24 protein-coding genes are annotated in these 23277 nt (G+C 72.6%); 9 read left to right on the forward strand and 15 right to left on the reverse strand.

The genetic code is table 11. The annotated features are described in order from the left end of the window. Window positions 1-28 precede the first annotated feature (28 nt). The 4 genes from ABZ873_RS15885 to ABZ873_RS15900 all read right to left on the reverse strand — a co-directional run bounded on the left by ABZ873_RS15885 (window position 29) and on the right by ABZ873_RS15900 (window position 3342). A complete protein-coding gene (locus ABZ873_RS15885; RefSeq protein ID WP_360871227.1) occupies window positions 29-727 on the reverse strand; it encodes a hypothetical protein in 699 nt (232 codons plus the stop codon). A gap of 17 nt (window positions 728-744) precedes the next feature. After that, on the reverse strand, window positions 745-1404 hold the full coding sequence (locus ABZ873_RS15890; protein WP_360871229.1) for an LPXTG cell wall anchor domain-containing protein: 660 nt from the start codon (window positions 1402-1404) through the stop codon (window positions 745-747). A 124-nt stretch (window positions 1405-1528) separates the two neighbouring features. Continuing rightward, a complete protein-coding gene (locus ABZ873_RS15895; RefSeq protein WP_360871232.1) occupies window positions 1529-2074 on the reverse strand; it encodes a GNAT family N-acetyltransferase in 546 nt (181 codons plus the stop codon). Next, window positions 2071-3342: an XRE family transcriptional regulator gene (locus ABZ873_RS15900; RefSeq protein ID WP_360871235.1), complete on the reverse strand. Its 1272-nt coding sequence runs from the start codon at window positions 3340-3342 to the stop codon at window positions 2071-2073. Before ABZ873_RS15900 ends, ABZ873_RS15895 begins: the two co-directional genes overlap by 4 nt. 243 nt (window positions 3343-3585) lie before the next feature. Between ABZ873_RS15900 and ABZ873_RS15905 the strand changes: the two genes are divergently transcribed. Both ABZ873_RS15905 and ABZ873_RS15910 read left to right on the forward strand, forming a co-directional pair. Then, window positions 3586-4086, forward strand: coding sequence for a hypothetical protein (locus ABZ873_RS15905; protein ID WP_360871238.1), 501 nt, complete (start codon window positions 3586-3588; stop codon window positions 4084-4086). A gap of 109 nt (window positions 4087-4195) precedes the next feature. Next, on the forward strand, window positions 4196-4867 hold the full coding sequence (locus ABZ873_RS15910; protein WP_360871241.1) for a class I SAM-dependent methyltransferase: 672 nt from the start codon (window positions 4196-4198) through the stop codon (window positions 4865-4867). 6 nt (window positions 4868-4873) lie between these two features. Here ABZ873_RS15910 and hutI read toward each other — a convergent pair whose 3' ends face one another. From hutI to hutU, 4 genes are all read right to left on the reverse strand, one after another. Beyond that, window positions 4874-6052: an imidazolonepropionase gene (gene hutI, locus ABZ873_RS15915; protein WP_360871244.1), complete on the reverse strand. Its 1179-nt coding sequence runs from the start codon at window positions 6050-6052 to the stop codon at window positions 4874-4876. 123 nt (window positions 6053-6175) lie between these two features. Beyond that, a complete protein-coding gene (locus tag ABZ873_RS15920; protein ID WP_360871247.1) occupies window positions 6176-7540 on the reverse strand; it encodes a formimidoylglutamate deiminase in 1365 nt (454 codons plus the stop codon). Further along, window positions 7531-8721: an allantoate amidohydrolase gene (locus ABZ873_RS15925; protein ID WP_360871406.1), complete on the reverse strand. Its 1191-nt coding sequence runs from the start codon at window positions 8719-8721 to the stop codon at window positions 7531-7533. Before ABZ873_RS15925 ends, ABZ873_RS15920 begins: the two co-directional genes overlap by 10 nt. 35 nt (window positions 8722-8756) lie before the next feature. Beyond that, the gene (gene hutU, locus ABZ873_RS15930) at window positions 8757-10421 is read right to left on the reverse strand and encodes a urocanate hydratase (RefSeq protein ID WP_360871250.1); all 1665 of its coding nucleotides are present in this window, start codon (window positions 10419-10421) and stop codon (window positions 8757-8759) included. Between the two features lie 104 nt (window positions 10422-10525). Between hutU and ABZ873_RS15935 the strand changes: the two genes are divergently transcribed. Continuing rightward, window positions 10526-11893, forward strand: coding sequence for a diaminopimelate decarboxylase (locus tag ABZ873_RS15935; protein ID WP_360871252.1), 1368 nt, complete (start codon window positions 10526-10528; stop codon window positions 11891-11893). 21 nt (window positions 11894-11914) lie between these two features. On the opposite strand, the gene ABZ873_RS15940 is transcribed toward ABZ873_RS15935, so the two are convergent. After that, window positions 11915-12760 (reverse strand): MurR/RpiR family transcriptional regulator, encoded by an 846-nt coding sequence (locus ABZ873_RS15940; RefSeq protein ID WP_360871255.1) that lies wholly within the window; start codon window positions 12758-12760, stop codon window positions 11915-11917. Window positions 12761-12934: 174 nt separating this feature from the next. Between ABZ873_RS15940 and ABZ873_RS15945 the strand changes: the two genes are divergently transcribed. Both ABZ873_RS15945 and ABZ873_RS15950 read left to right on the forward strand, forming a co-directional pair. Beyond that, entirely contained in the window at window positions 12935-13300 is a 366-nt protein-coding gene (locus ABZ873_RS15945; RefSeq protein WP_360871258.1) for a hypothetical protein, read from the forward strand. A 463-nt stretch (window positions 13301-13763) separates the two neighbouring features. Continuing rightward, on the forward strand, window positions 13764-14099 hold the full coding sequence (locus tag ABZ873_RS15950) for a hypothetical protein (protein ID WP_360871261.1): 336 nt from the start codon (window positions 13764-13766) through the stop codon (window positions 14097-14099). A gap of 447 nt (window positions 14100-14546) precedes the next feature. Here the strand turns inward: ABZ873_RS15950 and ABZ873_RS15955 are convergent, their stop codons facing one another. Next, entirely contained in the window at window positions 14547-15932 is a 1386-nt protein-coding gene (locus ABZ873_RS15955; RefSeq protein ID WP_360871409.1) for a cystathionine beta-synthase, read from the reverse strand. Window positions 15933-16063: 131 nt separating this feature from the next. Between ABZ873_RS15955 and ABZ873_RS15960 the strand changes: the two genes are divergently transcribed. From ABZ873_RS15960 to ABZ873_RS15970, 3 genes are all read left to right on the forward strand, one after another. Further along, window positions 16064-17080: an SGNH/GDSL hydrolase family protein gene (locus ABZ873_RS15960; RefSeq protein WP_360871263.1), complete on the forward strand. Its 1017-nt coding sequence runs from the start codon at window positions 16064-16066 to the stop codon at window positions 17078-17080. A gap of 205 nt (window positions 17081-17285) precedes the next feature. Beyond that, window positions 17286-18506 (forward strand): acetyl-CoA C-acetyltransferase, encoded by a 1221-nt coding sequence (locus tag ABZ873_RS15965; protein ID WP_360871266.1) that lies wholly within the window; start codon window positions 17286-17288, stop codon window positions 18504-18506. 419 nt (window positions 18507-18925) lie between these two features. Next, window positions 18926-19741: a hypothetical protein gene (locus tag ABZ873_RS15970; protein ID WP_360871412.1), complete on the forward strand. Its 816-nt coding sequence runs from the start codon at window positions 18926-18928 to the stop codon at window positions 19739-19741. Here the strand turns inward: ABZ873_RS15970 and ABZ873_RS15975 are convergent. Continuing rightward, window positions 19725-20081 (reverse strand): hypothetical protein, encoded by a 357-nt coding sequence (locus ABZ873_RS15975; RefSeq protein WP_360871268.1) that lies wholly within the window; start codon window positions 20079-20081, stop codon window positions 19725-19727. The two genes, ABZ873_RS15970 and ABZ873_RS15975, sit on opposite strands and share 17 nt — an antisense overlap. Window positions 20082-20180: 99 nt before the next feature. Here ABZ873_RS15975 and ABZ873_RS15980 point away from each other — a divergent pair, with 99 nt between their 5' ends. Then, entirely contained in the window at window positions 20181-20411 is a 231-nt protein-coding gene (locus tag ABZ873_RS15980; RefSeq protein ID WP_360871271.1) for a DUF4287 domain-containing protein, read from the forward strand. 112 nt (window positions 20412-20523) lie between these two features. Here the strand turns inward: ABZ873_RS15980 and ABZ873_RS15985 are convergent, their stop codons facing one another. From ABZ873_RS15985 to ABZ873_RS16000, 4 genes are all read right to left on the reverse strand, one after another. After that, window positions 20524-21372 (reverse strand): Bax inhibitor-1/YccA family protein, encoded by an 849-nt coding sequence (locus tag ABZ873_RS15985; RefSeq protein WP_360871274.1) that lies wholly within the window; start codon window positions 21370-21372, stop codon window positions 20524-20526. A 180-nt stretch (window positions 21373-21552) separates the two neighbouring features. Continuing rightward, window positions 21553-22404, reverse strand: a complete 852-nt coding sequence (locus ABZ873_RS15990; protein WP_360871277.1) for a helix-turn-helix transcriptional regulator — start codon at window positions 22402-22404, stop codon at window positions 21553-21555. A 14-nt stretch (window positions 22405-22418) separates the two neighbouring features. Further along, window positions 22419-22946 (reverse strand): DUF6879 family protein, encoded by a 528-nt coding sequence (locus ABZ873_RS15995; RefSeq protein WP_360871280.1) that lies wholly within the window; start codon window positions 22944-22946, stop codon window positions 22419-22421. Then, window positions 22927-23178: a hypothetical protein gene (locus ABZ873_RS16000; RefSeq protein WP_360871283.1), complete on the reverse strand. Its 252-nt coding sequence runs from the start codon at window positions 23176-23178 to the stop codon at window positions 22927-22929. The genes ABZ873_RS15995 and ABZ873_RS16000 overlap by 20 nt, the downstream gene beginning before the upstream one ends. Window positions 23179-23277 lie beyond the last annotated feature (99 nt).

Genomic DNA, 23277 nt, shown 5'->3' on the forward strand with positions numbered 1-23277 from the left:
GTTCGTGTCTGGAGTTCAGAGGTGTGCTCTACCGCGCGCGGCCGGGGCGCGCGCCGAAGGCGCCTTCGGCGCGGAGGGAGACCTCGGGGGCGAGGGCGGTGTTGCCGCGGTTGACCAGGGTGTACGCGACGACCGCGGCCGCGCCTTCGCCCCGTACGGCCACGTCCTCGACGGTGAGGGCGGCCAGGGTCGGGCCGCTGACCCGCAGGTGGACCCGTACGGCGGCCTCGTGGCCCGGCTCGGCGGCGATCACGGCGGCGGGGTGCTCGCCGGGCGGGGAGGCGGGCGGCACGGTGACGGTGAAGGGGACCACGGCCCGGGTGCGCGGCGGGACCCGCACGGTGGCCCCGGCGCCGAAGCTGATCCAGGATCCGGCCCCGGTTCCTGCGTCGGCCCTTTCCCCGGTCCCCTCGGTCCCCTCCCCGGCCTCGGCTCCGCGCAGGGTGAGGGTGCGTTCCCGGTCGGTGGTGTTGACCAGCGCGAGGCGGTCCTCCAGCACGCTGCCGGGGGCGCCCTGGAGGTAGAAGTACGGCCGCGCCCCGGGCCGCGCGGCGGCGGGCTCGGCGCTCCACCCGGGCCCGGCGGCGGCCGCGGGGCCCGGCGGCGGGTCGTCGGCGGCGGCCGCGGGGCGCGCGGAGCCGGCGTACAGCGCGGCCGTGACGAGCAGGGCGAGGCACACGGGGAGCCGGGGGGCGCGCCTGCGCGTGGGGGGCTCGGGCACGGGCATGGCCGGGCCGCTCCCGCTCAGGACCGGGCCCGCCGGCCGCGCCGGGTCAGCCAGAGCATGCCCGCGGCCCCGGAGAGCAGCACGGTGCCGCCGAGGGTGCCGAGGGCGAGGGCGGAATCGGCCGGACCGGTCTGCGGCAGGCTCTCGGGGGGCGCGGCCCCGCCTCCCGCAGCGGTGACATCGAGCTCCAGGGACGGGCCGGGCCCGTTCCCGGGGGTACAGGTGGTCGTCGTCCCCATCGCCTTGATGGTGAGCACCCCGGCGGTGAAGCTGACCTTGCCGCTCTTCTTCGGGGTGTACGTCCCGGACAGGTCGGTGATCCTGATGGGCGTATCGGCGGGCACCGCCTCGGGATTGGCGGGCCCCGACACGGGCACGGTCGTCTTCTCCGCCCCGCCGACGAGGACCACGGCGCTGGGGCTCATGGCGCCCTTGCCGAGCTCGATGGGGCTGGAGGAGACGCCCTTCTGGAAGGACACCGTCAGCTTGTAGCCGTCGCCCTCCTTGACGGCCTTGATGTCGATGGGCGACACCGCCGACTTGTCCCCGATGGGGGTCTTGCAGTCGTAGGCGACGTCGACGACGGCGGCCCGCGCCGCGGGCGCGGCACACAGCACGGCCGCCCCGGCGACCGCGGAGGCCAGCACGCGCGCGGTGGAACGTTTCCGGTCGGACACCTTCGTCTTCCCCTCGGGCCGCAATTACCTGACGCCACATCAGATCGGTGGCTCAAGGTACGCCGGGCCCCCTACGGAGGGAAGACACACGACACCCCGGGATCGGGACCGTCCCGGAACGGGCTCACACCCGGGTGGGGCGCCCCATGCACACGAGCCACGGCGACTCCGGGGACGGCTGCACCCCGCCGATCTCCCGGTATCCCCAGCCTTCGTACAAGCGCATGACCTTGCCGTCCCCAGCGGCCGGGTTCACCATCAACGTCACGTAGAGCTCGGCGCGATCGGCTAGCAGCCCGTCGTGCATCTGCCGGGCGAGCCCGGTCCCGCGGTGCGCGGGGGCGACGCCGATCTCCTTCACTGCCACTGCGTCCTGTCCCGTGAACGGGGCCGCGACGGGCGCCGCCATGCGCTTCCACCATCGGTCGGCCGGGCCGATGGTGTTGGCGTACGCGTACCCCACCGCTTGGCCGCCTTCGCCATACGCCACCGCGACCGCCCAGCCGCGTTCGGAAGCGTGCCGGTCCAGGCGTTCGAGGAACACGGGCACCTGGTAGTTCGGGTGATCCAGCAGTGGCGCCCGCACCTCCGCGTACACCGCGCCGACCTCGGCGCGCAGGCCGGGCGTCAGCGCCGTGTACAGCCGTACGGCGGCCGGCGGAACGGTCATCGCACACCCCTCTCAGCCATCCGCTCCCTGTGTGAACGCCACGCGTCCGCACAGCCGCCCGGCGGGGCGATCTCACCGAGCCGGTCGGTGAACCGTCCGAGCATCCTCGCCACGCGGGGGTGCCCGGCCCCGGCCGCGGCCGGGACGAGCATGGCCGTCGACACGGCGGTCTCCGCCTCCCTCTGTTCGAGCTGGGCCCGCGCCAGCCGGGCGGTGGCGATGGCGCGCGACCGCGCCATGTACGGGCGCAACCCGGCAAGGCACCGGTGGCCGTGCGCTTCGGCCCTCGCCCAGTCGCCGAGCGACAGGTGGGCGGAGAGGGCGAGCGAGTCGATTTCGGAAACGTCGTAGAAAGCGTTCAGCCATACCGGTCGGGGCTCGCCCGGATCCGCCCGCCGCAATACCTCCTCCGCCTGGCCGAACGCCCGCCGGGCCGCCTGCCGGTCCCCGGTCGCCGCGTGGATCGCGCCGTGCCGGGCGAGCCCGAGGGAGGCGAAGACCGGGTCCTTCCGGCACAGGGAGAGACCCCGGGCGACGTCGTTCGCGGCCGCGGCTTCCGCCGGGCGCCCCATGTGCCGGTACATCGTCCCTGCGTGCGACCAGATCCGGAACTTGATCGTGCTGTCGCCGGACAGCTCCGCGAGCTCCTGCGCCACCCGCATGTGGTTGCGGGCATCCGCGAAGCGGCGGCCGTCGATCGCCGCCCACATCGCCGAGGACCGGAACGAGACCGCCGACCCGTACATCGACGCCCGGACCCGTTGCGTCGCCGACCCGCTGTCGAGCAGGGTGAGGGCATCGTCGGCGAGCGCGGCCGCGTGCCGTTCGATACCGAGCTGCCCGCCGTGCCGGTGGTCCGAGGCGATGACATCGGCGAACCGCTGCTGGATCCGGGCGACGTCCGCCATGCCGACCCGGCGGGGTGCGACCGTCGGCGGCGGACCCACGGCTGCCGCCGCGAGGGCGGCCGAGGAGAGGAAGGCACGGCGTTTCACGGGCGGCTCCTGGTGAGGGGCGGGTCTGCTCCGGCGTACAAAACCCAAAGCGGCTGCGGTGCGCCCGCTGATCAGTTCCAGCGCCGCGAGCTGCGCCGACTTCGGGCATTTCACCCGGCCCGACCGCCACCCTCGGATGGAGGAGTCGTCCAGTCCGCCGGGCCGTCCGGTCAGCTCGCCCACCGCCCGGTTCACCTCTTCGGCCAGGTCGGCGGAGCTGTACCCGGCCTCCTGCATCCATGCCACCAATGCGCGGTTCGGCGCTCTGTCCATGCGCTCACACGGTAGCCCCGCCCGGTCCGCCGCGTCAGGTAAACACCGGGTCAAATCGCCCTGGCCGAAGGGCTGTTGGGGTCGAGCAATCACCCTACTCACACCCCTCCATCGCGCGGTTACCTGTCATCGGGGCCGCCCATCCCCAGCACCTCCGGGCCGTTCGCCCCTGGCCGCCGGCCCCCGCACGTCCTCATGCGCCGCCCCGCTCACGCTCAACCGATCCGAGAGGAGCACCACCCCGTGACCGTCATCTCCGAACAGCCCGCCGTCGCCAGGACCCGCGACCCCCGAGACCTTCTGAACGCTGTGGCTCCCCGCCTCCGGCACCTCACCGTGAACGTTCTCGACAGCGGCCTGACCGTCTGGGAACGCGAGATCGCCCTGCTGCTCCGCGACGAGGTCACGACCCGCGAGACGGCCGAACGCATCCTCTCGAACGGCGTCATGTACGTGATCGCCACCATGGAGCACCCCGAGGTGCACCTCGGCGTGGGCAAGGTCGTCGACATCGGTGTGCACCAGCTCATCCTGGACACCCCCGTCTACTTCGCTCTCTGCGAGCTCTACAACGGCGGCGAGTACAAGCACCACGCCCCGTTCATCCAGCGCCGCAACGACGGCACCGTCACCAGCACCGCGGAATTCCTGCGCTCCATCGGCTTCGATCCGGACGAGGAACTGTGGTCGCGTGACGGAGCCAACTGCTCCCCCTGCGACTCCAAGGTCCCCGACTCGCACTGACACCCCTCCGCGCGGCCGGAAGCCGCCGCGGTTGTCTTGGGGCGCCTCTAAGGTGTGGGGCCCGTCGGGCTTCCGGCGGGCCTGGCCGCTTCGTGTGAAGGAATCCGCCATGACCGTCGCCCCGCACAACTACGACCACGAGCGCGCCCTCTGGGACACCTTTGCCGCCAGTGCGTTCAAGGGGCTTCCCGACGGCGAGCCGGTTTTCCGCTGGACGCAGTACGCCGACCATCCCGCCGACCCCGGGCCCGCCCTGCTCGGCGATCCTGCGAGCGCCCTCGAGATCGGCCCCGGCACCGGCCGCGCACTCGCCCACCTGGCCTCCCGAGGCGTCAAGGCCGTCGGTGTCGACCTCTCCCCGGTCGCCGTCGCCCGGACCCGCGAACGGTACGGGCACCTCGGGGCGGAGTTCGTGTGCGCGGAAGTCCTCGACCACCTCGGGGAGGACCCCCGGAACTACGACGCCATCTACTCGATCTTCGGCGCGGTCTGGTTCACCGCCCCCGAGCTGCTGTTCCCCCTCGTCGCTGCCCGCCTCAACCCCGGCGGCGTGTTCGCGTTCTCCCAGCCGCCCGCGATCCCCGGCGCGTACGGCCCGCAGGGCATGTACAAGGGCGGGTTCGCGGGCCCGGCGATGTTCACGTACCGGTACTCGTACCCGCTCGACGCGTGGGCGGGGTGGCTCACCGCCGCCGGGTTCACCGATGTGTCCGTCACCGAGCTGAACGCCCCCGTCGAAGGACACATCGGCACCTTGATCGGCCGCGGCGTCCGCCTCTGACGCCGCTCAGTGCACCCGCACGCCCCGCTGCCAGACCGTGGTGATCAGGGGGACGCCCGGGCGGTAGGCGAGGTGGACGTGGCTCGGGGCGTCCAGGAGGGCGAGGTCGGCGCGGGCGCCCGGGGTGAGGGTGCCGATGTCCGTGCGGCGCAGGGCGCGGGCGCCGCCCGCGGTGGCGGACCACAGGGCCTCGTCGGGGGTCATCCGCATGTCGCGGACGGCGAGGGCGATGCAGAAGGGCATGGAGCTGGTGTACGAGGAGCCCGGGTTGCAGTCCGTGGACAGGGCGACGGTGGCGCCCGCGTCGATCAGGCGGCGGGCGTCGGGCCACTGGGCGCGGGTGGAGAACTCGGCGCCGGGCAGCAGGGTGGCGACCGTGGTGTCCGCGGCCTGCGCGAGGGCGTCGACGTCGGCGTCGGTGAGGTGCGTGCAGTGGTCGGCGGAGGCGGCTTCGAGCTCGACGGCGAGCTGGACGCCGGGGCCGTAGGAGAGCTGGTTGGCGTGGACGCGCGGGATCAGCCCGGCGGCGGCGCCGGCGGTGAGGATGGCGCGGGCCTGGTCGCCGTCGAAGGCGCCCTTCTCGCAGAAGACGTCCACCCAGCGGGCGTACGGGGCGCAGGCGGCCAGCATCTCGCCGGTGACGAGGTCGACGTAGCCGGCCGGGTCCTCGGCGTAGTCCGGGGAGACGATGTGCGCGCCGAGGTAGGTGACCTCCTCGGTGTGCGCAGCGGCGATGCGCAGGGCGCGGGCCTCGTCGGCGACGGTGAGGCCGTAGCCGGACTTGGTCTCGAAGGTGGTGGTGCCCTGGCGGCGGGCCTCGTCGAGGTGGCGGACCAGGCCCGCCTCCAGTTCGGCATCGGTGGCGGCGCGGGTGGCGGCGACGGTGGTGCGGATGCCGCCGGCGGAGTAGGCGCGGCCCGACATGCGGGCGTTGAACTCCTGGGTGCGGTCGCCGGCGAAGACGAGGTGGCTGTGGCTGTCCACGAAGCCGGGGATGGCGGCGCGGCCCTCGGCGTCAACGCGGGCGTCGGTGGCGGGGGTCTGGGTGGTCGGGCCGACCCACGCGATGCGGTCGTTCTCGATGACGACTGCCGCGTTCTCGATCAGGCCGAGGGGGGTGCCGTCGCCGAGGGCGGGGTCGTTGGTGACGAGGCTGGCGATGTTGGTGATGGCCGTGGTGGTCACTGGGTTCCTCTCAGGGCTTGCTTGTCCCCCGCCCCGCCCTTTCTCCGTTTCCCGGGACTCCGCCCCGGACCCCGCGCCTCAAACGCCGGCGGGGCTGGATCTTCCGGGGCAGCGGCCGGGCGGTCAGGCGCGGAGGGTGGCGATGGCTTCGGACAGGGCGGACGGGACGTTTTCGACCAGGGTGTGGGTGCCGTCGCGGACCACGTGGCGGCCGGCCACCACCGTGTGGCGGACGTCCGAGGCCGTCGCGGCGAAGACCGCCGTCTCGGCGCCGAGCCTCGGCAGCGGGCCCGCCGTGCGGACGGAGTCCAGGGCGACCGTGGTGAAGTCCGCGAGCGCGCCCGCCTCCAGGCGGCCCGCGTCGGGCAGGCCCAGGGCCGCGTGCCCGTCGGCGGTGGCGGCGGTGAGGAGGGCGTTGGCCGTCCAGTGGCCTCGCGTACGGCTGCGCAGGCGCTCGTTGAGCTCCATCGCGCGGGCCTCCTCCAGGAGGTCGATCACCGCGTGGCTGTCGCTGCCGAGGGAGAGCGGGCTGCCCGCCCGCTGGAGGCGGGTGGCGGGGCCGATGCCGTCGGCCAGGTCGCGTTCGGTGGTGGGGCACATGCAGGTGCCGGTGCCGCTGCCGCCGAGGAGCGCGATGTCCGCGTCCGTGAGGTGCGTGTTGTGCACGCCGGTGGTGCGCGGGCCGAGCACCCCGTGGTCCGCGAGCAGCTGGGCGGGGGTGCGGCCGTGGGCAGCCTGGCAGGCGTCGTTCTCGGCGGTCTGCTCCGAGAGGTGCACATGCAGCGGCGCCCCGCGCTCCTCCGCCCAGCGGGCGACGGTGGCCAGCTGGTCGGCGGGCACCGCGCGGACCGAGTGCACGGCCGCGCCGATCAGGGCGTGCGGGCGGGGCTTGAGGGCGTCGACCCGGGCGGCCCAGGCGTCGGCGCTGCCGTCCGAGAAGCGCCGCTGGTGGGCGTTGGGGGCTTCGCCGAAGCCGGAAGAGAGGTAGGCGGTGTCGAGGAGGGTGATCCGGATACCGGCCGCGGCGGCGGCCTCGATCAGGGCCTCGCCCATGGCGTTGGGGTCGGCGTACGGGGTGCCGCCGGGGGCGTGGTGGACGTAGTGGAACTCGCCCACGTTCGTGATGCCCGCCAGGGCCATCTCCGCGTACACCGCGCGGGCCAGCGCGAAGTAGCTGTCCGGGGTGAGGTTCTGGGCGGCCCGGTACATCAGCTCGCGCCAGGTCCAGAAGGTGCCCGAGCCGACCTGGACGGCCCCGCGCAGGGCCCGGTGGAAGGCGTGGCTGTGCGCGTTGGCCAGGCCCGGGAGGGTCAGGCCGCGCAGGATCTCCGCGCCGGGCGGAGGGGTCTGCGCACCGGTGCGCAGGGCCGCGATGCGGCCGTCGGCCGACACCTCCAGGGCCACGCCCGGCTCGACATGGGTGCCGAGCCAGGCGTGTTCCAGCCAGTACGTCTTCGCCGTGGCCGGCGCGGGCCCCGTCAGCTGCATGCGAGTCCTTCCAGTACGTCGGCGAGCGCGAGCACTCCGGCCACGCAGTCGTCCTCGGCGGCGAACTCCCGCGGGGAGTGGGAGACGCCGGTCGGGTTGCGTACGAACAGCATCGCGGTCGGGACGGCGGCGGAGAGGATGCCCGCGTCGTGTCCCGCGCCGGTGCCGAGGACGGGCACGGAGCCGCCGAGTATGCGGTTCATCTCGTCCCGCAGGGCGTGCTCGAACTCCACGACCGGGGTGAAGGACTCCCGGACGATCCCGAGGTCGATGCCGTCCTGGTCGGCGCGCTCGCGGGCGGCCTTCTCGATGGCGGTGACGACCGTGTCCAGGGTGGCCTGGTCGGCGGCGCGGGAGTCGAGCCAGCCGCGCACCAGCGAGGGGATGGCGTTGACCCCGTTGGGCTCGACGGAGATCTTTCCGAAGGTGGCGACGGCCCCGGCGAGGGCCGCCTCGGTGCGGGCGGCCAGCACGGTCGCCGCGTACGTCAGCATCGGGTCGCGGCGGTCCACGAGCCGGGTGGTGCCCGCGTGGTTGGCCTCGCCCCGGAAGTCGAACCGCCAGCGGCCGTGCGGCCAGATCGCGGAGGCGATGCCGACGCGGTCCCCGGACAGGTCCAGGGCGCGGCCCTGTTCCACATGCAGCTCGACGAAGGCGCCGATACGGGCCAGCCGTTCGGGGTCGGCCCCGATGGAATCCGGGTCGTAGCCGGCGGCTTCCATGGCCTGGGGCAGGCTGACGCCGTCGGCGTCGCGCAGCTCGTACGCCTTCTCGCGGGTCAGCTGCCCGGCGCTGAGCCGGGAGCCGACGCAGGCGAGGCCGAAGCGGGCGCCTTCCTCGTCACCGAAGTTGGTGATGGCCAGCGGCCTGCGGAACTCCACTCCCCTCCCGCGGAGTTCGTCCAGGGCCGCGAAGGAGGACACCACGCCGAGGGGGCCGTCGAAGGCCCCGCCGTCGGGTACGGAGTCCAGGTGCGAGCCGGTGACGACGGCGTCGCCCGCGAGGGGGTCGCCGAGCCAGGCCCACTGGTTGCCGTTGCGGTCGGTCTCGTACGCCAGGCCGCGGGCCTCGGCCTGCTCCTGGAACCAGGTCCGGCAGTCGGCGTCGGCCCCGGTCCAGGCGTAGCGGCGGTAGCCGCCGGTGCCGGTGTTCCGGCCGATGGGGGCGAGCTCGTCCCACATGGTGTGGAACGAGGCCGCCCCTGCGGGGTTGTCGCTCACGCGTCGTCGCCCTCGCGCATCGGGACGCGGACGCCGCGCTCGTCGGCCACGTTCTCCGCGATGTCGTAGCCGGCGTCGACGTGGCGGATGACGCCCATGCCCGGGTCGTTGGTGAGGACGCGGCGGATCTTCTCGCCCGCGAGCGGGGTGCCGTCGGCGACGGTGACCTGGCCTGCGTGGATGGAGCGGCCCATGCCGACGCCGCCGCCGTGGTGCAGGGAGACCCAGGAGGCGCCGGAGGCGACATTGACCATGGCGTTGAGCAGCGGCCAGTCCGCGATCGCGTCGGAGCCGTCGAGCATGGCCTCGGTCTCGCGGTACGGGGAGGCCACGGAGCCGCAGTCGAGGTGGTCGCGGCCGATGGCCAGCGGGGCGGCCAGCTCGCCGGAGGCGACCATGTCGTTGAAGCGCTCACCGGCCCTGTCGCGCTCGCCGTAGCCGAGCCAGCAGATGCGGGCGGGCAGGCCCTGGAAGTGGACGCGCTCGCCGGCCATCTTGATCCAGCGGTGCAGGGACTCGTTCTCCGGGAAGAGCTCCAGCATCGCCTTGTCGGTCTTCGCGATGTCGGACGCCTCGCCGGAGAGGGCCGCCCAGCGGAAGGGGCCCTTGCCCTCGCAGAACAGGGGGCGGATGTAGGCGGGGACGAAGCCGGGGAAGGCGAAGGCGCGGTCGTAGCCGGCGAGCTGGGCCTCTCCGCGGATGGAGTTGCCGTAGTCGAAGACCTCGGCGCCGGCGTCCATGAAGCCGACCATGGCCTCGACGTGGCGGGCCATGGACTCGCGGGCGCGGGTGGTGAAACCGGCCGGGTCCTTGGCCGCGGCGGCGGCCATGTCCTCGAAGTCGACGCCGACGGGCAGGTAGGCCAGCGGGTCGTGGGCGGAGGTCTGGTCCGTCACGATGTCGACCGGGGCGCCCTCGGCGAGCATCTGCGGGAGCAGTTCGGCGGCGTTGCCGAGCAGGCCGATGGAGAGCGGGCGGCGGGCGTCGCGGGCCTCGACGGCCAGCTGGAGGGCGTGGGCCAGGTTGTCGGCCTTGACGTCCAGGTAGCGGTGCTCGATGCGGCGCTCGATGGCGCGCGGGTCCACGTCGATACAGATCGCGACGCCGTCGTTCATGGTGACGGCCAGCGGCTGGGCGCCGCCCATGCCGCCGAGCCCGGCGGTGAGGGTGATGGTGCCCGCGAGGGTCCCGCCGAACTTCTTCGCGGCGACGGCGGCGAAGGTCTCGTAGGTGCCCTGGAGGATGCCCTGGGTGCCGATGTAGATCCAGGAACCGGCGGTCATCTGGCCGTACATGGTCAGGCCCAGCTGCTCCAGGCGGCGGAACTCCTCCCAGTTGGCCCAGTCGCCCACCAGGTTGGAGTTGGCGAGCAGGACGCGCGGCGCCCACTCGTGGGTCTGCATCACGCCGACGGGGCGGCCGGACTGGACGAGCATCGTCTCGTCCTGCTTGAGGGTCCGCAGGGTGCGGACCATCGCGTCGAAGGAGCGCCAGTCGCGGGCGGCCTTGCCCGTGCCGCCGTAGACGACGAGCTTGTCCGGGTGCTCCGCGACCTCCGGGTCCAGGTTGTTCTGGAGCATCCGCAGGGCGGCCTCCTGCTGCCATCCCAGGGTGCTCAGCTCGGTGCCTCGTGCGGCGCGTACGGGGCGGGGTCCTGACATGGCGTTGCCTCCTCCGATGTTGGTCAATCCATTCACATCCTCGCTCGCTGAATAGATTCAGTCAACAGCTGCGGGCACCCCCTTCGGGTGATGGGATGGCGGGCATGGGCATCCAGGACACCGCAGCACGCCGTGATCTGGCCGTACGGGCCGCCGTCGCGCAGGGGATCGTCGGCGCGGCCGATCCCGCGCCGCCCCTGGCCTGCCTGCTGGACACCGACGGGATCCGGGCCTCCGCCGCCGCCCTCACGGCCGCCTTCGCGGCGGCCGCGGCCCCCGGCACCCCCGTCCTGCACGCCTTCGCCGTCAAGGCGTGCCCACTGGTGCCCGTGCTGCGGCTGCTCGCGGCGGCCGGGCTCGGCTGCGAGGTGGCCGGGCCCGGCGAGCTGGCGCTGGCCCGGGCCGCCGGGGTCCCCGCGCACCGGATCGTGCTCGACTCCCCCGCCAAGACGCCCGCCGAGCTGCGCGAGGCCCTGGCGCTGGGCGTCGCCGTCAACGCCGACAACTTCCAGGAGCTGGACCGCCTCGACGCCCTCCTCGCCTCCGCCCCGACCGCCGCCGCCCCGACCGCCGCCGCGAACGCCCCCGCCCCGACCGCCTCCCCCCTCGGCCTGCGCATCAACCCGCAGACCGGCGCCGGCGCCATCGACGCCCTCTCCACCGCCACCTCGACCTCGAAGTTCGGGGTCGCGCTGCGCGACCCCGGGGCGCGCGAACGCGTCGTAGGAGCCTTCCTGGAGCGCCCCTGGCTCACCCGGCTGCACATCCACTCCGGCTCCCAGGGCGTGCCGCTGCGCCTGATCGCGGAGGGCGTACGGGAACTGCACGCGCTCGCCGAGGAGATCAACGCGGCGGCCGGCCGCCGCCAGGTCGACACCCTCGACATCGGCGGCGGGCTCCCGGTGAACTTCGGCTCGGACGAGGAGACCCCCACCCACGCCGACTACGTGGCCGCCCTGCACGCGGCCGTCCCCGCGCTCTTCGACGGCTCCTACGGCCTGGTCACCGAGTTCGGCCGGTCCCTGCTCGCCCGGCACGGCCTGGTCCTCGCCCGGGTGGAGTACACCAAGAGCAGCGGCTCCCGGCCCATCGCGCTCACCCACGCCGGGGTCCAGGTCGCCACCCGCACCGCCTACGCCCCGGCGGCCTGGCCGGTGCGGATCCTGCCCTACGACGCCACGGGCGCCCCGCGGACCGGCGTACCGGTGGCCCAGGACATCGCGGGCCCGGCCTGCTTCGCGGGGGACCTGCTGGCCTCGGGCCGGGAGCTGCCGCCGCTGGCCCCGGGCGACCTGGTGGGCGTCCCGGACACCGGCGCGTACTTCTTCACCGCCCACTACGGCTACAACAGCCTGCCGAGGCCCGCGGTGCACGGCTTCTCGGTGACGGAGGAGGGCGCGGTCCGGTTCACGCAGGTCCGGCCCGCGCAGAGCCTCGCGGAGATCGTCGCGGAGGCGGGCGGAGCGCTGTAGGCAGCTCCGCGGGCGCCGGGGCTACTCCACGAACAGGCCGCGGGCCGCCGCGCGCGTGTCGAAGTCCTCCAGGCGGGCCTGCGCGTCGGGCAGCGCGTCGGCCATCGACTCCAGCAGCACCCGCCCCAGCAGCATCGGCGCGCACGCCGTGTCGAAGGCCAGCCCGGTGCCGACGGGCGCCGGGATCAGCAGGTCGGAGTGGCGGGCGACGGGCGCGAAGGCGGAGTCCGCGACCGTGACCACGGTCAGCCCGGCCGCCCGCGCGTGCTCCAGGGTGTCCACGACCTCGCGCGGGTGGCGGGGCAGCGCGAAGCACAGCAGCGCGGTGGCGCCGTCGTACAGGGCGGCGTCGATGCGGTCCTCCATCATCGAGCCGCCCTCGTCGAGGAGCCGGACGTCCGGGTGCACCTTGGCCGCGAAGTACGCGAACCCGCGCGCCTGCGAGGACGCGGCGCGCAGCCCGAGCACCGGCAGCGGGCGGGAGGCGGCGAGCAGCCGGCCGGCCTCCTGGACGGGCGCGGGGTCGGCCAGCAGCTCCGCGAGCTGCCGCAGGTTCTCGATCTCGCCGAGTACGGCCTGCTGGTACTCGTTGTACGTGGTCTCCAGCACGGCGGCAGCCGCCCGCTCCACGGGGGTCACCTCGCGCAGGTGGCGGCGGAGCGCGGGGTAGCCGTCGAAGCCGAGGGCCACGGCGAAGCGGGTCACCGAGGGCTGACTCACCCCGGCGAGCTCGGCGAGCTCCACGCTCGACAGGAACGGCACCTCCGCCGCCCCGCGCACCATGCAGTGCGCGATCCGCCGCTGGGTCGGCGTCAGCCGATGCCCCTCGAACAGCGCCTGGAGCCGCCCGGCCGGGCTGTCGTTCATCCCGTCCCCCTCCGTCCCGGTGGATTATTCAGTCACGGAGCACTCTGCATGCGCTTATGCAACGGGGCAAGCCGGTGCCCGCGATGCGGATGGGTGTGCGGAGGGGCGTGCGGGCGGGCGGATAGGGGGGCCAGCACCAGTGCCGGGGGCGGCGGGCGTTCCTACCGTGGGGGCATGGACGCCCACACCCAAGAGCTGAAGAAGGAACTCGACGCCACGCTGCGGGCCCGGCGGGAGCTGGATCCGGAGTACGAGGCCGCGCTGGTGGACTCGTTCGTCGAGAAGGTCGACACGCAGGTGCGGCGGAGGCTGGCGGAGCGGAGGGTCGCGGAGGCGCGGGAGGACGGCGGCGCGGGGGAGAACTTCGGCGAGCGGTTCGGCTTCGCGGTCATCACGCTGGTGCTGGCGATTCCGCTTTCGGCGGTTGCCGCGGTGCAGACGGGGTTCAAGGGGCTGGTGGTCGCCTGGGCCGGCATCGTGGGCGTCAACCTCATCCACGCCACCCGCCTGCGGCGAGCCCGGCCCGATTCGTTGTCCTGAGCCACGCTGTGCCCGACTGCGGCACCGCTGCGGGGCTCCGCCCCGGACCCCGCGCCTCAAACTCCCCCAGCTACCGCTGGGAGGTACCCCCAGGCATGGCTGGATTTGGCGCCCCGGTCCTCCAGGGCTGGTGACCCGTCTCGTCGAAGTTTGACGAGTCTCACCGAAGTCTGACCGGGGCGGGATTGTCTCATCGAAGCTTGACCACCAGGTCCAGAGATGATGCTCCGGCCCGGTCGGCTCGGCCTGAGTGCCCTGGTCGGAGGCTAAATGGGTTGGCGGGTCTGTAGGGGGGTGTTAGGAACTCCGGGTGACAGTGTTTCAGTGTGTGGCCTGCGGTTCTGCGATCACGGGGCCGTTGACCGAGTTGACTCAGATCCCCGCCCGTCCGATGGACCAGAGCTATTTGAAGCAGGGTGGGACGCGGACGGCGTCCGCCACCGTGCCACGGGGGTGCTTCGCAGTGGAACCGGAGCCCTGGGGCGCACCGTTCGTGCCGTGCGAGGATCCGGTGGCGATCTTCCCGGGAGGTCCGTGCGTTTTCGATCCGGACGGTGACGACTTCCTGATGTCTGCAGGGCCACGGGACACGGTGGTTCTTCATCCTGAAGACGCGCCGAGCCTGGAGTCGGTCCGTGCCCCGAGCTTCGAGGATGTCGGCTGCTGCGGTCTGTCGGGCCAGGGCGGGATGAACCGCCGATGCCCGTGCGGCGCTCCGGTGGGCACGGTGATCAGCGATTGCTCGACCCCGTACGAGCTGCACCTCGACCCCGGACAGGTCCGTCAGCTCACGGTCTGATGGAGCCACGCCGGCGGTTCATTGCCACGGCCAGCAGCCGTGCCGCTGATGGACGGGCCGACCCCGGTGCGGTCAAACTCCGATGAGACCAGTCAGACTTCATTGAGACGGGTCAGCTGGGGGCTGGGTTTCGGCGCCCCCGACCGACGAGGGCAGGAAAAATCCCGCGGAGACCGCCGCACCCTCGTCTTGCGGCGAGGGGCGGGACGACGGCGGTCTCCGCGGAGGACACGGCCGGGTCAGGGCCGTCCGCGTCCGTGGCGTGCGTGCGGTCCGGGAGCCGCTCCGGAGGTGCGCGTACGCCGTCGGTGGCGTCGGCCGGGGTTCCGGTCGCCCGGTGTTCCCTGCCGACGACCACCACTGTGCCGTAGTCGTGTTAAGGCCGTGCTGCTGTCACGTGTCCGGCCCGTACCGTTTGCGCGACGGGCGGGCGCGGACCCGTAGCGGCTACTTCGGGGCCTTCGCCAGGAAGGCCAGGAGGTCCTGGCGGCTGACGACGCCCGTCGGCTTGCCCTCGACCAGGACGATGGCCGCGTCGGCCTCGCCCAGGACGGCCATCAGGTCGGAGACCGGCTCGCCGGAGCCGACCTGCGGCAGCGGGGAGCTCATGTGCTTCTCCAGCGGGTCCGTCAGGGAGGCGCGCTGCGCGAACAGGGCCGCCAGCAGCTCCTTCTCGACGACCGAGCCGATGACCTCGGCGGCCATGACGTCGGGGTGGCCCGCGCCCGGCTTGACGATCGGCATCTGGGAGACGCCGTACTCGCGCAGGACCTCGATGGCCTGGCCGACGGTCTCCTCCGGGTGCATGTGCACCAGCGAGGGGATCCCGCCGTCCTTGTCGTCGAGCACGTCACCGATGCGCGCGGACGGCCCGGCCTCCTCCAGGAAGCCGTGCCCCGCCATCCACTCGTCGCTGAAGATCTTGCTCATGTAGCCGCGGCCGCTGTCCGGCAGCAGCACGACGACCACGTCGTCCGGCCCCAGGCCCTCCGCGGCCTTGAGCGCGGCGACCACGGCCATGCCGCAGGAGCCGCCGACGAGCAGGCCCTCCTCCTTGGCCAGCCGGCGCGTCATCTGGAAGGAGTCCTTGTCGGACACCGCGATGATCTCGTCGGTGACGTTCGGGTCGTAGGCGGTCGGCCAGAAGTCCTCGCCGACGCCCTCGACCAGGTACGGACGGCCCGAGCCGCCGGAGTAGACGGAGCCCTCGGGGTCGGCGCCGATGACCTTGACCTTGCCGGCGCTGACCTCCTTGAGGTAGTTGCCGGTACCGGAAATGGTGCCGCCGGTCCCGACGCCCGCGACGAAGTGCGTGATCTTGCCCTCCGTCTGCTCCCACAGCTCCGGACCGGTGGTCTCGTAGTGCGAACGGGGGTTGTTCGGGTTGCTGTACTGGTCGGGCTTCCAGGCACCGGGGGTCTCGCGCACGAGGCGGTCCGAGACGTTGTAGTACGAGTCCGGGTGCTCGGGGTCGACGGCGGTCGGGCAGACGACGACCTCGGCACCGTAGGCCCGCAGGACGTTGATCTTGTCCAGGGAGACCTTGTCCGGGCAGACGAAGATGCACTTGTAGCCCTTTTGCTGGGCCACGATGGCGAGTCCGACACCCGTGTTGCCGCTGGTCGGCTCCACGATGGTGCCGCCGGGCTTGAGGGCTCCGCTCTGCTCGGCGGCCTCGATCATCCGTACGGCGATCCGGTCCTTCACGGATCCACCGGGATTGAAGTACTCGACCTTCGCAAGGACGGTGGCCTGCAGGCCGTCGGTCACACGGTTGAGCTTCACCAGCGGGGTGTTGCCGACGAGGCTGATCATCGAGTCGTGGAATTGCACCATGTTCTCCAAGGAGGGGACTCCACGGGTTCTCCGGGAGGTCCGGCCAGGGTATGCGGAAAGGGATTGACCGACCGCTCGTACGGGGCAGGTAGGGGTCAGTGGGACGCGAGGAGGAGGTGGCCCGAGGGATGTCCAGGGCGAGAACGGCCCGCCGGATCGCGGCGGGGGCGGCGTACGGCGGCGGCGGCATCGGCCTGGTCGGGGCCGCCGCGGTGGGCCTGGTGCTGGCGGAGATGCAGTTCGCGAAACGCACGGTGGGATCGGGCCTGCCGGACCCGCCCCGGGCGGACGGGCTGTACGGGAGCGAGTTCGGCGGGCCGGAGCTGAGCCCGGGGCCGCTGCGGCTGGGCATGCTGGGCGATTCCACGGCCGCGGGGCTGGGCGTACGGCGGGCCCGGCAGACCCCGGCGGCGCTGCTGGCCTCGGGGCTGGCGGCGGTGGCGGAGCGGCCGGTGTGGCTGCGGAACGTGGCCCTGTCGGGGGCGATGTCGGACGATCTGGACCGGCAGGTGGGCCTGCTGCTGGACGGGGACGCCCCGCCCCCCGACGTCTGCGTGATCATGATCGGCGCGAACGACGTGACGCGCCGCATGCCGCCGACGCAGTCGGTGCGGCTGCTGACGGCGGCCGTGCGGCGGCTGCGGATGGCAGGCGCCGAGGTGGTCGTGGGCACCTGCCCGGACCTGGGCACGATCGAGCCGGTCTACCAGCCGCTGCGCTGGCTGGCCCGCCGGGTCTCGCGCCAGCTCGCCGCCGCGCAGACCATAGGGGTGGTCGCGCTGGGCGCCCGTACGGTCTCGATGGGGGACCTGCTGGGCCCGGAGTTCGCCGCGAACCCGCGCGAGATGTTCGGCCCGGACTTCTACCACCCGTCGGCGGAGGGCTACGCGACCGCCGCCATGGCCGTGCTGCCGACGCTGTGCGCGGCGCTGGCGCTGTGGCCGGAGTCGGACCGGCTGGACATCTCGCGGGACGAGGACATGCTCCCGGTGGCGAAGGCGGCCTCGGCCGCGGCGGGCGAGGCCGGTACGGAGGTCACCGCGCTCCGCGGCCCCTGGGTACTGCTCAAGCACCGCCGCCGGCGGCGGGTGCCCGCGACGGACCCGGCCCGTCCGGCGGGGACACCGGAGGCACCGGTGCCGTGAGGGGGCCGTGCGATCGTTCGTTCCGGTGGCCGCGGGAACGCGGCCTCCGGGCCGCCGCGTCGCGGCCGCGAGGCTGCCGCAGCGCGGCCTCCCGGCCGCCCGATTGCGGCCGGTGTCACACGCCCCCGCCGGTGACCTGGACCGTACGGGGCGGTAACTTCGCATGCGGTCCCGCACAGAGCCGCAACACACCCTTGGAGCCCCGATGCCCGAAGCCGTCATCGTTTCCACCGCCCGCTCCCCCATCGGGCGCGCCTTCAAGGGGTCCCTCAAGGACGTCCGCCCGGACGACCTGACCGCGACGATCATCCAGGCGGCGCTGGCGAAGGTCCCCGGGCTGGACCCGCGCGACATCGACGACCTGATGCTGGGCTGCGGCCTGCCGGGCGGCGAGCAGGGCCACAACCTGGCCCGCATCGTGGCCGTGCAGATGGGCATGGACTACCTGCCGGGCGCCACCATCACCCGCTACTGCTCCTCCTCGCTCCAGACCTCCCGGATGGCGCTGCACGCCATCAAGGCGGGCGAGGGCGATGTGTTCATCTCCGCGGGCGTCGAGATGGTCTCCCGTTCGGTCAAGGGCTCCTCGGACGGCCTCCCGGACACCCACAACCCGCTCTTCGGCGACGCCGAGGCCCGCACGGCCGCCGTCGCGCAGAGCGAGGGCTCGGACTGGCACGACCCGCGCGAGGACGGCCTGGTCCCGGACGCGTACATCGCGATGGGCCAGACCGCCGAGAACCTGGCCCGCCTCAAGGGCGTGACCCGCCAGGACATGGACGAGTTCGGCGTCCGCTCGCAGAACCTGGCCGAGGAGGCCATCAAGAACGGCTTCTGGGCGCGCGAGATCACCCCGGTCACCACCCCGGACGGCACGGTCGTCTCCACGGACGACGGCCCGCGCGCGGGCGTGACCCTGGAGGGCGTGCAGGGCCTCAAGCCGGTCTTCCGTCCCGACGGCCTGGTGACGGCGGGCAACTGCTGCCCGCTGAACGACGGCGCCGCCGCGCTGGTCATCATGAGCGACACCAAGGCGCGGGAGCTGGGCCTGACCCCGCTGGCCCGGATCGTCTCCACCGGTGTCACGGGCCTCTCCCCCGAGATCATGGGCCTGGGCCCGGTCGAGGCGTCGAAGCAGGCCCTCAAGCGGGCCGGTCTGACGGTCGGCGACATCGACCTGTTCGAGATCAACGAGGCGTTCGCGGCGCAGGTCATCCCGTCCTACCGCGACCTGGGGATCCCGCTCGACAAGCTGAACGTCAACGGCGGGGCCATCGCCGTGGGTCACCCCTTCGGGATGACCGGCGCCCGCCTGACCGGCACGCTGATCAACAGCCTCCAGTTCCACGACAAGCAGTTCGGCCTGGAGACGATGTGCGTGGGCGGCGGCCAGGGCATGGCGATGGTGATCGAGCGGCTGAGCTGAGCCGGAGCGGAGGGTAGGGGTCGTGCGAGGAACGAGCGCGGCACCTGCCCGCAGCGGTGGCGAAGCTCAGCGCGACCACAAGAGCGAGCGGCTGAGCTGAGCACCGCTTTTGGTGGCGGAGGGTGAGGGCCTGGTGACCCGATCAAGAAGCGGGGCAGATGCCCCAAGGACCCGCGGCCCGTACTGACATGGGTTCTAACCCCGCCGCCGCCGACCTGTGACCGAAAATCCCCCAGGATGTGACCTACGTCCTGGGGGATCGGTGTTTACCCAGGTCAGCGGCGGACGGAGGGGTTCCGGTGTGACGAAAGCCCTGTCCATTTCGTGACGTAATGCACTGCACGCCATTCCCAGGCCGGGACACTCTGATGTAGGAAGTCGGGGGATCGAATCACCTCAGGAGTTAGTCAGTGAGCGCCATGTCTCTTGCCCTGCTGCTGACCACGGCCGCTGCCACGGCCGTGGGCGCTGCTGCTCTGCACGCCGTCCACGGTCTGCGCAAGCAGGTCGCCGCCCTGCGCAGCGAGCTGACGGCACCGGTCCACCCGCGCGGTGCGACCGTCCCGCACGCCCGCAACGCCGTGCAGTCCCCCGCCGCCGAGATACGGGCCGCCGTGGCCGAGGCCCTGGCCGAGGAGCGCGAGCGCGAGCTGGCCGAGGCGCGGGCCTTCTGGGCCGCGCAGGAGGCCCGTGACGCCGCCGACGCGCCCTCGCTGCTGGGCGGTCTGCCCGGCCTCGGCGAGGACAGCCCGGTGTTCCTGCCCCGGCAGGCCGATCTGGTGGGCCTGGAGCCCGTCCTGGGCGAGGAGGTCCTGGACGACCTCCCCGGTTACCCGGAGGACTCGGCCGAGCTGGCCGCCGCGCGCCGGCGCCACCCCTCGCACCCGGACTTCGTACCGGTGCAGGCCGCGCACCCGGGCGCGGACCACGAGCGCACCGTGAACCGCCTGGAGGAGCTCGCGGAGGCCCGTACGGCCCTCGCGGACGTCCGTCCGGGCCCGCTGGGCACGCTGGACGTGTACGTGTTCACGGACGGCACCACGCTCTGCATGACCCCCGGCCACCGGGAGACCGCGGAGCGGCTGGCCGAGGCGCTGCGCTCGGGCACGGCGCCGGTGCTGCTGGGCGGCTCGGGCATCTCCGGCGCCTACGCGCTGACCTTCTCCTGCGGGGACTCCGAGGACCCGGAGAGCAACGTCTACATCCTGGCGGACCGGGTCATCGCATCGCTCTGATCTCCGCCCGCTCCACCAGCCGCACGGCCTCGTCCAGCATCTCGGACGGGGCCTTCGCGCTGTCCGGGGCGGTGGCGTCGGGCGCCGGGGCGGTACGCAGGGCCTCCGCGAGGTCCAGCCCGGCCACGGAGACCTGGTCGCCGACGACGAACAGGCCGGCGTCGGGCATCTCCCGGGGCTCCGTACCGGGGGCCTCCAGGCCGTGCGCGCGTACGGAGAGCTCGCGGGCCAGCTCCAGCGCCGCGGCGGCGGCCCCCTGCTGGAGGCGGCTCTGCGGGGCGGCGCGCAGCCGGTCGGCGAAACGTTCCACGGCGGCGCTCAGGGGCGCGGTATCCAGCACGCGGCCGACCTTACGCGGCGCCCGGGCGCCATTGCCAACGGGCGAACTCTCCGGCACGGTGGCGTGAAGGACAGCACGGCCACACCTCCGGAGGCGCCCATGTCCGTTGAGTTCTCCGAACAGACCCACCGCAACATGATCGACAGAATCCCCCAGACCACCGGTCGTGATCTCACCGACTGGCTCCGCGCCGTCGACGACGGTCCCTCCCTCGTCCGGTTCGAGGACAAGGTCAGCTGGCTGCGCGGCGCGCACGAGCTGTCGTACGGCCAGGCCAAGGCGATCATCCACGAGTACGACCTGCGACGAGCCGCCCGCAGGTTCGGCTGACTCCCCCTCCCCCCTCGGATCCGCACCCTGACATGGGAAGGCCCCGCGAGCGGCGAGCTCACGGGGCCTTCCTTGTGCACTGCGGACAGGCGGTCATCGACCGCCGGCCCGGCTAGTCGTCGCCGGAGAGGATCTGGAAGATCCGCAGCATCTCGACGTAGATCCACACCAGGGTCATGGTGAGGGCGAAGGCCGCCAGCCACGCCTCCTCGCGGGGGGCACCGTAGGCGATGCCGTCCTCGACCTGCTTGAAGTCCAGGGCGAGGAAGCAGGCGCCGAGGATGACGCCGATGGCACCGAACAGCAGGCCGAGGCCGCCGCTGCGGAAGCCGAGGCCGTCACCGCCGCCGAAGACGGCGAACAGGGTGTTCGCCAGCATCAGCAGGATGAAGCCGAGGGCGGCGGCCATCACGAAGCCGTAGAAACGGCGGGTGACGCGGATCCAGCGCATCTTGTACGCGAAAAGCACGGCGGCGAAGACGCACATCGTGCCCATCACGGCCTGGATGACCACGCCGGCGCCGAAGTAGGTGCTGGTCGCGGCGCTGAGGACGCCGAGGAAGACACCCTCGAAGGCGGCGTAGGCCAGGATCAGGCCGGGAGACGCCTTGGCCTTGAACGACTGGATGATCGCGAAGACGAACGCGACGAGCGCGGCGCCGATGGCGATGCCGTAGGACTTGTTGATGTTGGCCGCGTCGACGGGCAGCAGCACCCACGAAAGGGTCGCCGTCACGACGAGCACGCCGAGCGTCATGGCCGTACGGCTCACGACGTCGTCGATGGTCATCGCGTTGGTGCGCGCCGGCGCCTGCGGCATACCCGTGGCCGGGTCGGTCGCATACGGGTTCGTCGCGTACGGGTTGGTCCCGGCCTGCTGGTGCTGCGCGTCAAAGCCCGCATAGGCACCGTTGTCGCGGCTGAACCCCCGTCGCGAGAAGACCGGGTTACTGCTCCTCATCTCACTCCTCCGTGGCCACCGTGCGCGGCCTTGCATCAAGAGTAATGCGCTCGCAAAAAAACCACCCTACTGCTGGAGGAGGATCTTAGGAGAAGCGACGGCAACGCGCAGCGTAAAAATCCCGGCCCGTACGGGGCCCACCCTCCTGGCTGGCCTGCGGTGTTTCCCGGGGGCCCGGGGCTATTGCAGAGCCGAGATCGCGCTCATGATCAGCGCGCGGGCGTCCGGCCCGTACACGGCCATCTGCTGCAGGGCGGCGAATGCCTTCTCGTAGAGGGCGATCTCGCTCGGCTGGGTCACGGTGACACGCGCGGAGAGGAGCTCCACGGACACGAGGGTGTCGTCGTACATGTGGAACGTCTCCAGCGGCCACTGAGCGCGGTGCGGAGTGCCCGTGGGAATGATCCCGAGGCTGACGGACGGCATCGCGCCCACGGTCATCAGGTGGCCGAGCTGAGCGGCCATCGCCTCGGTGTCGGCGAGCTGGTGACGGAGCGCGGACTCCTCGACCAGGAGGAGGTACCGGCGGCCCGGCTCGCGCAGGATGCGGTTGCGCTGCATACGGGCGGCGACGGCTTCGGCGACATCGTCGGGGATCTCCCGGAACCCGGTGATCGCAGTGAGCAGGCCGGTGGCGTACCCCTCGGTCTGTACGAAGTGCGGCAGGAGCGTCGCGGAGTAGACGCGCAACAGGCGGGTGGACCGGAACAACGGCACATAGCTGTGCTGAAGCTGCTTGAGGCCGCTCCGGGTGCGACGCCGCCACTCGGTGTACAGCGACTCCGCGTTCTGGGACTGGGCAATGATGTCGCGGGCCTGTCCGCCGGCACCGCACGCCTCGCACCACCTGCGAATGTCCTCCGGGGTCGGCGGTGTACGGGCGTTCTCGATGCGGGAGGACTTGGAGTGCGTCCAGCCGCAGCGTGTGCCCAGCTCAGTGCCGCTGAGACCCGCCTCCGCGCGCAGCTCACGCAGGCGGTGGGCCACGCTGCGGCGGGCGGCCTGCGCCGCCGATGACGGGGATACGGACATGAGCCGGGCTTCGCCTACCTGATTTCGTAGCCGTCGTGCGGTACCGCCCGTGCCCAGACCGCCTCGAAGGCGTCCGCGCACAGCTTGGCCGCGGCCGGGTCCTCACTCATCTCGCCTCCGGCGGACTGCCCGTCACCGGTGAAATGATTCCACCGGATGAGCCGTCCGTCGATGAGCCAGAAGTCATTGCCGGGCAGGGCGATGTCACTGGCCTGCCGCCGCGGAAGCCAGCGGATGTCCTCTCCGGCTGCGACGTTGGTGAACGTCCCGTCGTAGAGGAACCGGGTGTACTCGCTGACGGGTTCCGACACGATGCGGGCCCGACGCACGCTGACTCCGCGACCGACGGTGGAGGCGATGATGTCCAGCCACGGACGCCACCAGGCCGCCCGGTCGGCCGGGTTGTGGCGGTGGCCGGCACGCCAGTCCGCGAACGGGCCGGTCTCGTAGTCGACCGCGTAGGCATCGCGGGTCTCCAGGTGGACAGCCGAGTGTTCAGCAGCACCCAGGAGTTCGGGCCAGCTAGGTACGGTCAAGGGCATCGCACGCCTCCCTGATCATGTGCACCATGCGCGCGGGAATCCGCACCACCGCCTCCCCCTCCGGGATGCCCACCCCGTGCCCGGGCAGCTCGAGGGCCGCGCACTCGGCCTCCAGTTCGGCACCGGGCTTCCACCCCTGAAACACGAACTCCCGGTGTTCCTCGTCCACCCACACTGTGGGGCTTTCCCCGTCGTGGCTGCTCGGGTCGATGCCTACGAAACGTAGTGACATGGTGCCCTCCGTTGCTCGGGTTGTGCACGGATGAACACCACGGTGGCGGGCGCTGGTTGCAAGGTCAAGGGCTCGCGGTCGGACCGTCTGAATCGGGCT

Source organism: Streptomyces sp. NPDC047014 (assembly GCF_040644195.1).
Classification (GTDB): domain Bacteria; phylum Actinomycetota; class Actinomycetes; order Streptomycetales; family Streptomycetaceae; genus Streptomyces.